The 13,940-nt window shown below is 61.8% G+C and carries 11 protein-coding genes; 5 read left to right on the plus strand and 6 right to left on the minus strand.

From position 1 onward, the window contains the following. The first annotated feature begins 48 nt into the window (after nucleotides 1-48). Nucleotides 49-1,098 (plus strand): sugar phosphate isomerase/epimerase family protein, encoded by a 1,050-nt coding sequence (locus HWX91_RS21635; RefSeq protein WP_028200554.1) that lies wholly within the window; start codon nucleotides 49-51, stop codon nucleotides 1,096-1,098. Nucleotides 1,099-1,167: 69 nt separating this feature from the next. After that, a complete protein-coding gene (locus HWX91_RS21640; protein WP_028200555.1) occupies nucleotides 1,168-2,319 on the plus strand; it encodes a Gfo/Idh/MocA family protein in 1,152 nt (383 codons plus the stop codon). Between the two features lie 49 nt (nucleotides 2,320-2,368). Here the strand turns inward: HWX91_RS21640 and HWX91_RS21645 are convergent, their stop codons facing one another. The 6 genes from HWX91_RS21645 to HWX91_RS21670 all read right to left on the minus strand — a co-directional run bounded on the left by HWX91_RS21645 (nucleotide 2,369) and on the right by HWX91_RS21670 (nucleotide 10,694). Further along, nucleotides 2,369-3,292: a J domain-containing protein gene (locus tag HWX91_RS21645; RefSeq protein WP_235429663.1), complete on the minus strand. Its 924-nt coding sequence runs from the start codon at nucleotides 3,290-3,292 to the stop codon at nucleotides 2,369-2,371. Nucleotides 3,293-3,495: 203 nt separating this feature from the next. Then, the gene (locus HWX91_RS21650; RefSeq protein ID WP_028200557.1) at nucleotides 3,496-3,756 is read right to left on the minus strand and encodes a hypothetical protein; all 261 of its coding nucleotides are present in this window, start codon (nucleotides 3,754-3,756) and stop codon (nucleotides 3,496-3,498) included. Nucleotides 3,757-3,844: 88 nt separating this feature from the next. Then, a complete protein-coding gene (locus tag HWX91_RS21655; protein WP_028200558.1) occupies nucleotides 3,845-7,057 on the minus strand; it encodes an efflux RND transporter permease subunit in 3,213 nt (1,070 codons plus the stop codon). 15 nt (nucleotides 7,058-7,072) lie between these two features. Further along, complete coding sequence (locus HWX91_RS21660; protein WP_042277455.1) at nucleotides 7,073-8,272, minus strand: efflux RND transporter periplasmic adaptor subunit; 1,200 nt, start codon at nucleotides 8,270-8,272, stop codon at nucleotides 7,073-7,075. A gap of 287 nt (nucleotides 8,273-8,559) precedes the next feature. After that, nucleotides 8,560-9,720 carry an ABC transporter substrate-binding protein gene (locus HWX91_RS21665; protein ID WP_028200561.1) on the minus strand — a complete coding sequence of 387 codons (1,161 nt, stop codon included), beginning with the start codon at nucleotides 9,718-9,720 and terminating at the stop codon, nucleotides 8,560-8,562. A gap of 32 nt (nucleotides 9,721-9,752) precedes the next feature. Then, nucleotides 9,753-10,694 carry a CysB family HTH-type transcriptional regulator gene (locus tag HWX91_RS21670; RefSeq protein ID WP_028200562.1) on the minus strand — a complete coding sequence of 314 codons (942 nt, stop codon included), beginning with the start codon at nucleotides 10,692-10,694 and terminating at the stop codon, nucleotides 9,753-9,755. A gap of 232 nt (nucleotides 10,695-10,926) precedes the next feature. Here HWX91_RS21670 and HWX91_RS21675 point away from each other — a divergent pair, with 232 nt between their 5' ends. From HWX91_RS21675 to HWX91_RS21685, 3 genes are read left to right on the plus strand one after another with little or no spacing between them, the layout of a single operon-like run. After that, a complete protein-coding gene (locus HWX91_RS21675) occupies nucleotides 10,927-12,606 on the plus strand; it encodes a nitrite/sulfite reductase (RefSeq protein WP_028200563.1) in 1,680 nt (559 codons plus the stop codon). A 22-nt stretch (nucleotides 12,607-12,628) separates the two neighbouring features. After that, nucleotides 12,629-13,168, plus strand: a complete 540-nt coding sequence (locus tag HWX91_RS21680) for a DUF934 domain-containing protein (protein WP_028200564.1) — start codon at nucleotides 12,629-12,631, stop codon at nucleotides 13,166-13,168. Continuing rightward, nucleotides 13,165-13,914, plus strand: coding sequence for a phosphoadenylyl-sulfate reductase (locus tag HWX91_RS21685; protein ID WP_028200565.1), 750 nt, complete (start codon nucleotides 13,165-13,167; stop codon nucleotides 13,912-13,914). The genes HWX91_RS21680 and HWX91_RS21685 overlap by 4 nt, the downstream gene beginning before the upstream one ends. Nucleotides 13,915-13,940 lie beyond the last annotated feature (26 nt).

A 13,940-nucleotide genomic window follows, 5' to 3' on the forward strand; every position in this document is an offset into this window, starting at 1 on the left:
GCCTCAGTCCCAGCGTGACAGGCGCGCCATAGTTCGAGGAATCGTACGATGAAAACCATCAAAGGGCCGGCGATTTTCCTCGCCCAGTTCATGGGCGACGAGGTGCCGTTCGATAACCTCGCGCATCTGGCGGGTTGGGCGGCGAGCCTCGGCTTCAAGGGGATTCAGGTGCCATGCGATACGCGCCTGATCGATCTCGAGCAGGCGGCGGCGAGCCAGACCTATTGCGACGAGCTGCGTGAGATCGCCGAAGACGCTGGCGTGACCATCACCGAACTCTCGACGCACTTGCAAGGGCAACTCGTCGCGGTGCATCCGGCCTATGACACGTTGTTCGACGGCTTTGCGGCGCAGCATGTGCGCGGCAATCCTGCTGCACGCACGCAGTGGGCGGTCGATCAGATGAAACTGGCGGCCAAGGCGTCGCAACGTTTGGGGTTGAACACCCACGTGTCGTTTTCCGGCGCGCTGGCGTGGCCGTACCTCTATCCGTGGCCGCAGCGTCCGGCAGGATTGATAGAAGCCGCCTTCGACGAACTCGCGCGCCGCTGGACGCCGATTCTCGATGAGTTCGACGAAGCTGGCGTTGACGTGTGCTATGAACTGCACCCGGGCGAGGATCTGCACGACGGCGTGACCTTCGAGCGTTTTCTGGATGCGGTGAAGCAACACCCGCGCGCTAACATCCTCTACGACCCGAGCCATTTCATGCTGCAGCAACTTGATTACCTCGCCTTCATCGACATCTTTCACGAGCGCATCAAGGCGTTCCATGTGAAGGATGCGGAGTTTCGTCCGAACGGTAAGCAGGGCGTGTACGGCGGCTATAGTGGCTGGGTCGAACGCGCGGGGCGTTTCCGCTCCCTTGGCGACGGGCAGATCGATTTCAGCGCGATCTTCTCGAAGATGGCGCAATACGATTTTCCCGGCTGGGCCGTGCTGGAATGGGAATGCGCATTGAAGCATCCACAGGACGGCGCGCGTGAAGGCGCAGAGTTCATCCGCCGTCACATCATTCGTGTGGCCGACCATGCATTCGATGATTTCGCGGGCAGCGGTGTGGATGCGGCGCAGCTAAAGCGTGTGCTTGGCATTTGACTGTGATCTGAAGGCGCGCGGGCCGTGAAGCATGAAGCGGCAGAAGCAGATCGCTAAGGAGTGAGAGAGATGCCACAACGAAGACTCAGGCTCGGCATGGTCGGCGGCGGGCAGGGTGCGTTTATCGGCGCGGTGCATCGAATCGCGGCGCGGCTCGACGACCGGTTCGAACTGGTGGCGGGCGCGTTGTCGTCCGATCCGCAACGCGCGCAAGCGAGCGCTGCCGAAGCTGGTATCGCACGCAGCTATGCAGACTGGGGCGAAATGGCGCACGCCGAAGCCGCGCGCGATGACGGTATCGACGCGGTCGCGATCGTCACGCCGAATCATCTGCATGCACCGGTGGCGACGGCTTTTCTCGAAGCGGGCATTCATGTGATCTGCGACAAGCCTTTGGCGATTTCGCTGGCGGAAGGCGAGGCGCTAGCGAAGCTCGCTCGCGTTAAGAACAAGCTATTCGCGTTGACGCATACGTATTCCGGTTACCCGTTGGTACGCCATGCTCGTGAACTCGTCGAAAACGGTGCACTCGGCGAAATACGCGTGGTGCAAGTCGAATACGCGCAGGACTGGCTGGCTGAACCGATAGAAACGAGCGGCACGAACAAACAGGCGGGCTGGCGCACTGATCCGTCTTTAGCGGGCCCTGCCGGCTGTCTCGGCGACATCGGCACGCATGCGTATCACCTCGCTGCCTTCATCACGGGGATGACGCCGTCATCGCTATCCGCCGAGTTGCACGCGTTCGTGCCGGGACGCCGTATCGACGACCACGTGCAGACGATGCTGCGCTATTCGAACGGCGCGCGCGGCATGCTATGGGCGAGCCAGGTGGCGAGCGGCGCGGAGAATGCGCTGCGTCTGCGGGTGTATGGAACGAAAGCGAGTCTCGCTTTCGATCAGGAGAATCCGAACGAATTGTGGTTCACGCCGCTGGGCGGAACGGCCGGGCGCCTGACGCGCGGACGTGTGAAAAGCGCGGTCGCGGCGCATGCGACGCGTGTGCCACAGGGGCATCCTGAGGGTTATCTGGAAGCGTTCGCGCAGTTGTACAAGGATGCGGCGTTACAGATCGAAGCGTTGAATGCGGGTCAACCGTTGCCCGCTGAAAGCCTGCTGCTCACAACGGTGGATGACGGTGTAGCGGGCCTGCGTTTCATCGACGCGGTGTTGGCGAGCAGCGCAGCCGAGGGTCAGTGGCGCCCCATAGAGCCCGGTTGACTGTGGGCACGTGGCGCGCACGCCCTGCAGGGAAGGGAGCCATTCAATTTCAACGGCGCCTGATTTTCAACCAGGCCTTGAGCGTGCCCAGGTCCTGGAACTCCACTAGATCGTACTCGAGCGAGCGGATCTGTTCCTGCAGCATAAAAACGTCCTCCGTCAACCCGTGCATGACGTTCTTCGGCGTGATGGACGCCATCGGGTCGAGCCCGTAGCGTTCCTTGAACGCCATTTCGACAAACATAATTTCGTCGTCGAGTTCGCCGACCTGCTCCTTTAGTATCTTGTTGTAATGCCTGAGCCGGTCTTCGCTCAGGTTATCGATCGCGTTCTGGTCGATGTGCTCAAGTTCCAGCTGCAATTCGAGCAAATGCAGCAAGTTGTTCTTGCCGTAGGCTTCGTTGACTCGTTGCATCAGGACGGTTTTTCGTTTGCGTTCCTCTGGATCGCTTTCGCGATCGGGATGCAGCGCGCTGGCCAGCTTTCGATACACCTCGCGAATCGAGCGGCTCAATTGCGCTTCTTCTTCCTCGCGGCGTGCTTCGGCCGCTATTTGCTTTGCCGTCTTCTTTTTTGGGGCGCGTTGCGCCTGACGCGCCTGATGTTCCGCCGCTTGCGCAGCGTCGTCCTGTTCGATATGCGCCTGCAGGCGATCCAGAACTTCATCGGGCGAGTTCATGTCGATGTCGTCCAGTTCGACGCCTAATACCGTCTCCAGCATCGATTTCATTTCGTCTAACTCGGACGCTCTTTCGTCGTCGTAGTCGGACCCGCTGTGGCGGTTGTATAGCGCTTTCAGCTCGTCGCTATCTTCTTCCCCGAGACACCTCGCCGCCAGATCGACAATGAATGCAGAAAGAGTGCGCCGTTCGGTCTGGGTGATACGTTTCTGGTTGCTCTGTTCGTCGAGAAGGTGCGCCATCCGCGCACGCAAATGTTGCATTTTCTGCGTCAGCGGCAGCAGTTCATTCACGTACTTTTGCTGGAACGCGGGCGCGAACTCTTCCCACGCGCTCAAACTGGCACGCCGCTTTTCGATCTGTTTGATCAGCGTGTTGAACGCTTTCTGGCCCTTCGACAGGGTGGGTTGATTGTGGTCCGGTGCAATGCTGACAGACTTGGTGCTTGTCTTGGTCATGGAGCGGAGATCTTCGGTCGTCAAATGGGGGGCGCTGCCTAGCTGCCCTTGCTCTTCTTGAGCTGCGCTTCGAACGCAATATCGAGCTTGCTTGCCTTACGCGGCTTGGGCGGTCCAAAACCGTCGACGAATTTGACGAAATCGTCGAGCGTGAGCGGATCGGAGACTTTCTTGTCCGTGCCGCTCGATTTGTCGACCAGATAAAACAGGCCGCCGGACAGGCTGATCGCGGCGAACTGCGGATTGCCGCTGCGGGTTTTCAGCCGCTCGACGGCGTGGATGGCTCGGGTGGTGCGCATGATGGGGGACGGCTGGTCGGGGAAAGACTTCTACTGTAGCAACTTCGCGCACTGCACGCGAAATTGCTAAATTGCGCGGACTTAGCCGTTACACCCGATCCCTCACGGTGTACGCCTTGCGTTTGAACTTGCGTCGCAGCCAGTCCGCCCAGTCCTCCAGCACCGTGTAGACCACCGGCACGACCACCAGCGTCAGAATCGACGACGTAATCACGCCGCCGATCACCGTCTGCCCGAGCGGCCCGCGTTGCTCGCCGCCTTCGCCGAGCGCCGCCGCCAGCGGCAGCATGCCGAAGATCATCGCCAGCGTGGTCATCAGAATCGGCCGCAGACGTACACGTGCGGCTTCGAGCAGCGCTTCCCGGCGTCCCATCATGCGGCCCTTGCCGGATGCGTCGAGCAGGGTGCCGCGCCGCGCCTGGTTCGCGAAGTCGATCAGCAAAATTGCATTCTTCGTCACGAGACCCATCAGCATCACGAAGCCGATGATCGAGAACATGTTCAGCGTGCTACCGAACAGCAGCAGCGCGATCAGCACGCCAATCAGGGTGAGCGGCAGCGACGCCATGATGGCGAGCGGCTGCGCGAAGCTGGCGAACTGCGACGCGAGAATCATGTAGATGAAGATCACCGCGAGCGCTAGTGCCTCCACCGCGTAGACGAACGACTCGTTCATGCTCTTGGTCGAGCCTTCGAATCGATAGTGGTAGCCCGCCGGCAAATGCATCGCGTCGAGCGTTTTCGCGACGTCCGAAGCCACGTCGCCAGCCGAGCGGCCATTCACGTTCGCCGAAAGCATCACCTCGCGCCGCAGGTCGCGCCGGTTCAACACATCGGGGCCGGTCGTCTTGACGATATCCGCGATCTGCCGCAGCGGCACCAGCACGGGCGCGCCGTTCGAGTCCGTCCGGTTGGTGGCGATCATCAGCCTCGCCAGATCGGCAACGTCTTCGCGCTGTGCGCGCGGTAAGCGCACGCTGACATCGTAGTCCTGGTCGTCGGGCGCGCGCCATGTGCTGATCGCGTCGCCGGAGAGCAGCGGCCGCAACGCGGTGCCGATATCGGCCACGCCCACGCCGAGGTCGGATGCCAGCTCGCGTTTCACGTTGATCGCGACAATCGGCTTATCCGCCTTCAGACTAGAATCGAGATCGACGAGCCCCGGGATCTTTGCAATCCGCGCCTGAGCCGCATCCGAGAGCCGGCGCAGTTCGTCGATATTGTCGCCCTGCAAGCTCAGCTGGATTGCTTTGGTGCTGCCGGCGCCGTCGGGCATGCCGATTTCGGTGATCGATACGCCCGCCACCGAAGCAAGCCGCGCGCGAAACGCGCCGTTCAATTCGGCCATGCCGCGCGTGCGGTCGCGCCGGTCCTTCAGGCGCACGGTGATCAGCGCGGTGTTCTTGCCTTGCGTATTGCCCGAGTTGACTGTGGCGTAACTGAAGCGCACTTCGGGGTAGGTGGCGAGAATTGCCTGCACCTGTTTCACTTTTTCCGAGGTGGCCTCAAGCGAGGTACCCACCGGTGTGGTCAAGCCGATCTGCGTTTCGGAGAAGTCCGCATTCGGCACGAACTCGGTGCCGACGAACGGCACCAGAAACAGGCTGCCGAAGAACGTGGCCGCCGCTACGGCCAGCGTGATCGCGCGGTGCTTCAGCGACCAGCCGAGCAGACGCTGGTAGAACGTGGTGAGCCGGTCGATCTGCTTGTCGAACAGATGCAGCGAACGTTCTATGACGCGTCCGTAGCGATAGCCCTTGCGGCCCGTGTCCGCGTCGTGCAGATCCGGATCCGGCCAGATGGAGGACAGCATCGGATCGAGGGTGAACGATACGAACATCGAGATCAGCACGGCAGCCGCCACCGTGATGCCGAACTGATGGAAGAAGCGGCCGATGATGCCGCCCATGAAGCCCACCGGCAGAAATACGGCGACGATCGAAAAGGTGGTCGCCAGCACGGCGAGCGCGATTTCCTTGGTGCCGTCGAGCGCGGCGGTGCGGTGGTCCGCGCCGAGCTGTACGTGCCGCACGATGTTTTCGCGCACCACGATCGCATCGTCGATCAGCAAGCCGACGCACAAAGACAAGGCCATCAGCGTAATCACGTTGATCGTGAAGCCGCACGCGTACATCACCGCGAAGGTGCCGATCAGCGCGATCGGCAGGGTGAGGCCGGTGATCACCGTGCTGCGCCACGAGCCGAGAAACAGGAACACGATCAGCACCGTCAGCAGCGCGCCCTCGAGAAGCGTGCGTTTCACTTCGTTGACGCTTTCTTCGATGTTGATCGACGAATCGTCGGTGATATCCAGTTTGACGCCTGGCGGCAGTTGCGGTTGCAGCAGGGCGACAGCGTCACGCACGCCGTGCGCGACGTCCACGGTGTTTTCGCCTTGCGCCTTGATGATCGACAGGAATAGCGCGCGCTGCCCGTTGAGCAAGGCCATGCTGTCTGGTTCCTGCTGGCCGTCCACGACATCGGCGACCTGATCGAGCGTGACGGGCTGAGTGGCGGAGGTGGCGGTCGGAATCGCCGATTGCGCGCCGCGCCGCGCGACGATGATGCGTTTGAAATCGTCCGGTTTCTCGAAGCGGCCTTTGACCTGTACGGTCTGTTCGATGTTGCTCGATGTCAGCGGGCCGGCCGGAATCTCCTGGTTCTCGTTCTGCACGGCACGGATCACCTGATCGACGCCGATCGACAGCGCCTGCAGCTTCTGCGGATTCACGTCGATCTGCACCTGCCGCTTTACGCCGCCCACCAGCGACACCGAACCGACGCCGCGCACGGTTTCGAGCCGCTTGCGCACGATCTGATCGGCAACCGTGGTGAGATCGCGCGTGGACAGCGACGCGCCCGGCGCGTTCGAGATCGCCACGGTGATGATCGGCATATCCGACGGGTCGTAGCGCAGCACGCGCGGATCTTTCACGCCGTCGCGCAGGTCGGGGCGAATCAGTGCGATCTTGTCGCGCACGTCCTGGGCGGCTTGCACTGCGTCCACGGAAAGATCGAATTGCACGATCACGATCGACTGCGCGTCGTATGAACGCGAGGTGATTTCGTCGATGCCGCTAATCGTGTTGACCGCTTCTTCGATCTTGCGCGTGACGTCCGACTCGACCGATTCCGGCGAGGCTCCCGGATACGCGGTCTGCACCACCACGACCGGGAACGCGATGTCCGGAAACTGGTCGACCTTGAGCCGCTGATAAGAGAACAGCCCGATGACGAGCAACGCCATCATCATCATCGTGGCGAGCACCGGGTTGCCGATGCTGATGCGGGTGAACCACATGGGCAAGGACTCCGGTCAGTGTGCGCTGCTTGCGCCCGGCACGCCGGCCGCCGGCGCGGAGGTCGGCCCTGACTGGACGGGTGGGGCGGGTTGCACCACATGCACGGTGCTGCCGATCCGCAATGAGCCGAGATTGTTCTGCACGATCTGCTGGCCAGGCGTCAATGCGCCGCCGACGATCTCGGTCCAGGTACTCCCGTCAGCATCGCCGGTTACGCCAGTCTCTACCGTTTGCTCGACCAGCTTGCCGTTGACGAGCGCATAGACCGTGTGGCGCGTGCCGTCCGTGCGGATGGCGGTGGCCGGAACAACCAGCGCATTCTGCCGGCTGCCGACCGAGATCGTGCCGGTGCCGAACATGCCGACCCGCAGCGTGCCCGATGGATTGGCGACTTGCACATACACCATGATCGAACGCGAACCGGCCTGGGCTGCCGGATTGATGCGCGTGATCGAACCCTGGATGGGCGTGTCGATGCCGTCAAAAGTGATCTGGATCGGCTGGCCGATCCGCACGCGGCCGATCTCGCCGACCGGCACCGGTGCTTCGAGTTCGAGCGTGCGCAGATCGACCACGTCGAACAGCTTGGTATCGACGGCAACCTTCTCGCCCGGTTCAACCGTGCGCGAGGCGATCTGTCCGTCGAGCGGCGAGCGCACGACGGTGTCGTCCAACGACAGATTCGACGACGCCAGCGCGGCTTTCGCCGCGTCGAGATTCGCGCGGGCGATCTGATACTGGCTTTGCGCGGTGTCGAAGGCATTTTTCGAAATGAAGCCTTTTTCGACCAGCACGCGGTTGTTGTCGAGCGTCTGTCTGGCAATATCGAGCTGGCCGGCCATCGCCGCCATCTGGCCGCGCATTTGCTCGGCGCGGGCGACGTAGTCGCGGGCGTCGATCTTCGCGACAATCTGGCCGGTCTTGACCGAATCGCCTTCGCGCACCATCACGTTGAGCACCGAGCCGGCCACTTTCGATTTCACCGCAGCTTGCGTGACGGCGCGTAGCGATCCGGTCAACGGCAGCGTTTCGGAGAGCGTGCGGCGGCTCACGGTGGTGAGGTCGTCAGGTGCGAATTCGACGACGGAAGAGGGCGCTTCGACGCTGGCGGCGTCGGCGCCGCTGCGCTTCCTGATGGCATGACCGATCGCGATAGCCAGGATCACGACGGCTATAACGGCGGCGATGATGATGCGTTTTCTGGTTTTTAGCATGCGCGGTCTGACGGACATCACGGGCTGGCGAGCGACGGCGCCCCTGCGGTTACAAGGCGCCGCGCGCTTGCACGGAATCGGCGAAATTAGCCGTTGCCAGCGCTCACTGCAAGCTGGCCGTCAGCATGGTACACGCTGCCTGCAAGGTTCGCGCCGCTCGATCGGTGTGCCCGATCAAACGGCATGCGCATTGACTCAAATGTGACTCACCCGGACGGGCGGTGGTGTTGGCGCGCGCGTCGCGCGCGGCCCGCCAGTAAGGGCAAAACGCCGCGCGCATGCGCTGCTTACTGACTCAGGTAGACGAACTTGCCATTCTTGATGATGCCCATCACGCTCGCGCGCTGATCCAGACCGACGTGGTCTTTCGGGCTCGTATTGACCACCCCGTTCGGGACGACCAGTTCATGCGCGTGCTCCAGTTCGTCGCGCAAGGCCACGCGGAAAGCCGGCGTGCCCGGCTGCGCCGTCTTCAACGCCCGCGCGACCGCATCCTGTAGCCGCGGATAGACGCCTGCCGCATCGCCTGCGAACTGCGTGACGCTGCCCGGGCCGTACTTCGCTTCGTATTCGTTGGTGAAAGCGAGTGCCGCCTTCTTCGCCGGATGGTCGGCCGGCAGCGTGCGCGCCACCACGACCGGCTGGGTCGGGAACAGCGTGCCTTCCACGTCCTTGCCGCCCAGCTTGATGAACTCAGGCGTGGCGATGCCGTGCGTCTGATAGATCGGGCCTTTGTAGCCGCGCTCGATCAGCGTGCGCTGCGGCAGCACGGTCGGCGTGCCGGCCCCGGCGATCAGGATCGCGTCCGGTTTGGCGGCCATCAGCTTGAGGATCTGGCCGGTGACGCTGGCGTCGGTGCGGTTGTAGCGCTCGGTGGCCACCAGCTGGATATGCCGCAAGGCTGCGAATTTGCTGAACTCGTTGAGCCAGCTTTCGCCGTAGCCGTCGGCGAAACCGATGAAGCCCACCGTCTTCACGTTGTGGTTCGACATGTAACGCGTCATCACGTCGGCCATCGCGCTATCGGTTTGCGCCATCTTGTAGGCCCACACCTTCTTGCCTTCCTGCGGTTCGACCACGCTTGCGGAGCCGACTAGCGTGATCATCGGCGTCTGGCTCTCGGCGGCCGGATCGAGCGCCGCCATTGCCGCGGGTGTGATGTTCGGGCCGACGATCACGTCGACGTGGTCCTCATTGATCAGCTTGTGGATGTTGCGCACCGCCGCGCCCGGGTCGGAGCCGTCGTCGAGGAAAATATAGTCGGCTTTCTGGCCGGCGATCGTGGCCTGCCACATCAGCATCGCGTTCTTGCTCGTAATGCCGATCACGGCGGCGGGGCCGGTGCTCGACAGGTCGATGCCGACCTTGATATCGGCGTGTGCCGCAGTGGCGAGCAAGAGCGCGCCGAGAGCGGCCAGGCCGCGAAGTTTGTTTTTATGCGACGTCATCAAGGGTCTCCGTAGCGGGAAGCGTGGTCAGTTCAAAGTTCGTAGGTTTCGTGTTCGCCTTTGAGCGCCTGTTCGATCAGCTTGCGGTTCATGCTCGGCGAGAGCAGTTCGACGAGCGTATACACATAGCTGCGCAGATACGCGCCCTGTTTCAGTGCGACGCGCGTCACATTGCTGCCGAACAGGTGGCCCACCGGCATCGCGCGCAGATGGCGGTCGCGCTCGGCGTTGAAGGCGATATCCGCCATGATGCCGACACCCAGCCCCAGTTCCACATAGGTCTTGATCACGTCGGCGTCGATTGCCTCCAGCACGATGTCCGGATGCAAGCCGCGCAGGCGGAACGCCTCGTTGATCTTGGTGCGGCCGGCGAACGCGTTGTCGTAGGTAATCAGCGGATATTGGGTCAGATCATCCAACGACAAAAGTTTGCGGTCGAGCAGCGGATGGTCCGGCTGCATCACGGCGACGTGGTGCCACTGGAAGCACGGCAGCGAGACCAGTTCCTTGTAGTTGGCGATTGCTTCGGTGGCGATGGCCAGATCGGCCTGGTCGTGGATCACCATCTCGGCGACCTGTGTCGGGCTGCCCTGCAGAATTGAAAGGTGGACTTTCGGGAAGCGTTTCTTGAATTCGGCGATGGCGGCCGGCAGTGAATAGCGTGCCTGGGTGTGGGTGGCGGCGATCACCAGATTGCCCTGATCCTGCGCCGCGTAATCTTTACCGACCCGCTTCAGACTCTCGACTTCCTGCAAAATCCGCTCTACCGACTGCAGAATGATGCGCCCCGGCTCGGTCAGCGAGCGCACGCGCTTGCCGTGCCGCGTGAAGATTTCGACGCCCAGCTCGTCTTCCAGCTCGATGATCGCCTTGGAGACGCCCGGCTGGCTTGTAAACAGGGCTTTGGCCGCTTCGGTCAGGTTGAAATTCTGCCGCACAGCCTCGCGGACGAAGCGGAATTGATGCAGGTTCATATATAACCTCTCCGCATATCAAAAGAATTTTTTAGTCGTTTGAAATATAAGGCGAGTTTATTACGATCTGTCCATCTTTTTCAATATGGATATCTGTATTTGTCATAAGCAAATGAGAGATGGGTCTAAACCCTCGCTCGGCTGAGCTGACAAATAGAGATATCCAGGCGCGGTGTAACGGGCGGCCGGCCCCCGGAACGCTGTGTGTCACGCAAAAAATTGGGGTCCCCGAATGTACCAATACGATCAGTACGACCAGACCATCGTCGACGAACGGGTCGAGCAATACGCCGATCAGGTTCGCCGCCGTCTGTCGGGCGAATTGAGCGAAGAGGAGTTCCGTCCGCTGCGACTGCAGAACGGTTTGTACATGCAGCGCCACGCGTACATGCACCGTATCGCGATTCCTTACGGCAACCTGCGCAGCGACCAGATGCGCGTGCTGGCCGAGATCGCGCGCGTGCACGACCGCGGCTACGGCCACTTCTCGACGCGCTCGAACATCCAGTACAACTGGATCAAGCTCGAAGAAACGCCGGAAATCCTGCGCAAGCTCGCGGCTGTGCAGATGCACGGTATCCAGACCTCGGGCAACTGTATCCGCAACATCACGGCCGACCAGTTCGCCGGCGTGGCGCCGGACGAAGTGGTCGATCCGCGCCCCTGGGCAGAAATCCTGCGCCAATGGTCGACGTTCCACCCGGAATTCGCGTGGCTGCCGCGCAAGTTCAAGATTGCCGTGTCGGGTTCGAAGGAAGACCGCGCCGCCGTGCAGATCCACGACATGGGCGTGTATCTGAGGAAGAACGAGCAGGGCGAACTGGTGGCCGACATTCTGGCCGGCGGCGGCATGGGCCGTACGCCGATCATCGGTGCGATCATCCGTCGCGATCTGCCGTGGCAACATCTGCTGACCTACTGCGAAGCCGTATTGCGTGTGTACAACCGCTATGGCCGCCGCGACAACATGTACAAGGCGCGCATCAAGATTCTCGTGAAGGCGCTGAGCCCGGAGAAATTCTCGGCGCAGGTCGAAGAAGAATGGCAGCACCTGAAAGACGGTCCGTCGACGCTCACGCAAACGGAAGTCGATCGCGTGTCGCAATACTTCCAGCCGCCGGTGTATGAAAAGCTGGCCGACACGGATGCATCGTTCGAAAAGCATTTGCTGGAAAACCGTGCTTTCGCGCGTTGGGTCGAGCGCAATGTGCGTCCGCACAAGGTGGCGGGTTATGCGTCTGTCACGTTGTCGCTGAAGCCGACCACGATCGCTCCGGGTGACGCAACGGATGCGCAGATGGAAGCGGTTGCGGATTGGGCCGACGAATACTCGCTCGGCGAAATCCGCGTGTCGCACGAACAGAACCTGATTCTCGCGAACGTGAAAAAGCGCGACCTGTTCGCGCTGTGGGAAAAGGCCAAGGCGCAAGGTTTCGCGACGCCGAACATCGGTTTGCTGACCGACATCATCGCCTGCCCGGGCGGCGATTTCTGCTCGCTCGCGAATGCGAAGTCGATTCCGATCGCGCTGGCGATCCAGGAGCGTTTCAACGACCTCGACTACGTGTACGACCTCGGCGACGTGTCGCTGAACATCTCGGGTTGTATCAATGCGTGCGGTCACCACCACGTCGGCAACATCGGCATTCTGGGCGTCGATAAGGACGGCTCGGAGTGGTATCAGGTGACGCTTGGCGGCGAGCAGGGCACGGGCGCCACGGGCGCGCATCTTGGCCGCGTGATCGGCCCGTCGTTTTCGGCGGAAGAAATGCCGGACGTGATGAGCAAGGTGATCGATACGTTCGTGGAAAATCGCTTTGAGGGCGAGCGCTTCATCGAAACGTACAACCGCATCGGCATGGCTCCGTTCAAGGAACGGGTGTACGCCTCGCGTCAACCGGCTCATGCGTAATCGCGACAAGGATACTGAACAGATGGCTTCTATTATCAAGAACCGCGCGATCGTCAACGATGACTGGACGGTGGTGCGCGCCGCTGAAGATGGCACGCTGCCCGCAGTCGATGCGTTGCCGGCCGGCAAGGTGCTGGTGCCGCTCGCGCTGTGGCAAGCCGAGCGCGCTGCGCTGATTGCTTCAAGAAGCACCGCTGAAATCGGCGTCTGGCTCGCGCCGGATAGCGAACCGGCGGATATCGTCGGCGACTTCGACACGATCGCGCTGATCGCCGTGGATTTCCCGGTGTTCCGCGACGGCCGCGGCTATAGCATCGGCCGCCTGCTGCGCGAGCGCTACGGCTACAAGGGCGAGCTGCGCGCGATCGGCGACGTGCTGCGCGATCAGCTGGCGTTCATGTTCCGCTGCGGCTTCGACGCTTACGCGTTGCGCGCCGACAAAGACTTCAACGACGCGCTGAAGGCGTTCGACGAATTCAGCTTCAACTATCAGGGCGCGGTGAACTCGTCGCCGCTGTTTCGCCGCCGTGAAGCGGGCGAACTGGCAAAGGCTTCGGCATGAGTTCCGCACAACCATTGCTCACGCCGGAACTCGCTGCGAAGGTCGAGCGTCTCGATGCGCTGCTGGATTCGATCGCCGCGCGTCACGCCAACGTGAAGCTTGCCAGCAGCCTTGCGGCGGAAGACATGCTGCTCACGCACGCGATTCTGTCGCGTGGCGTGAAGATCGGCATCTTCTCGTTGAACACGGGACGCCTGCACGCGGAAACGCTTGGCATGATCGATCGCGTGAAAGAGCGCTACGGTTACGATATCGAGCAGTTTCATCCGCAGGCTGCCGCGGTGGAAGAATATGTCGGCTCGCATGGTCTGAATGCGTTCTATGAAAGCGTCGATTTGCGCAAGCGCTGCTGTGAGATCCGCAAGGTCGAACCGCTGAACCGCGCGTTGTCGGACGTCAGCGCGTGGGTGACGGGGCAGCGCCGCGAGCAGTCGGTGACGCGTGCCGAACTGCACGAGGAAGAATTCGATGCGGCGCGCAATATCGCCAAGTTCAATCCGCTGACGGACTGGACCGAAGCCGAAGTATGGGATTATCTGAAAGCATTGGATGTGCCGGTCAATCCGCTGCATGCGCGCGGTTACCCGAGCATCGGCTGCGAGCCTTGTACCCGCGCGATTCGCCCTGGTGAAGACAGCCGGGCAGGCCGCTGGTGGTGGGAGTCGCGCGATACGAAGGAATGTGGTCTGCATATCACGACGATTACGCCGATCCCGGTCCACAGCAGCGAGAACGCCTCGGCATAAAGCATTCAGGCGGCTCAGGCCTTGGT

Source organism: Paraburkholderia fungorum (assembly GCF_902833645.1).
GTDB lineage: Bacteria > Pseudomonadota > Gammaproteobacteria > Burkholderiales > Burkholderiaceae > Paraburkholderia > Paraburkholderia fungorum.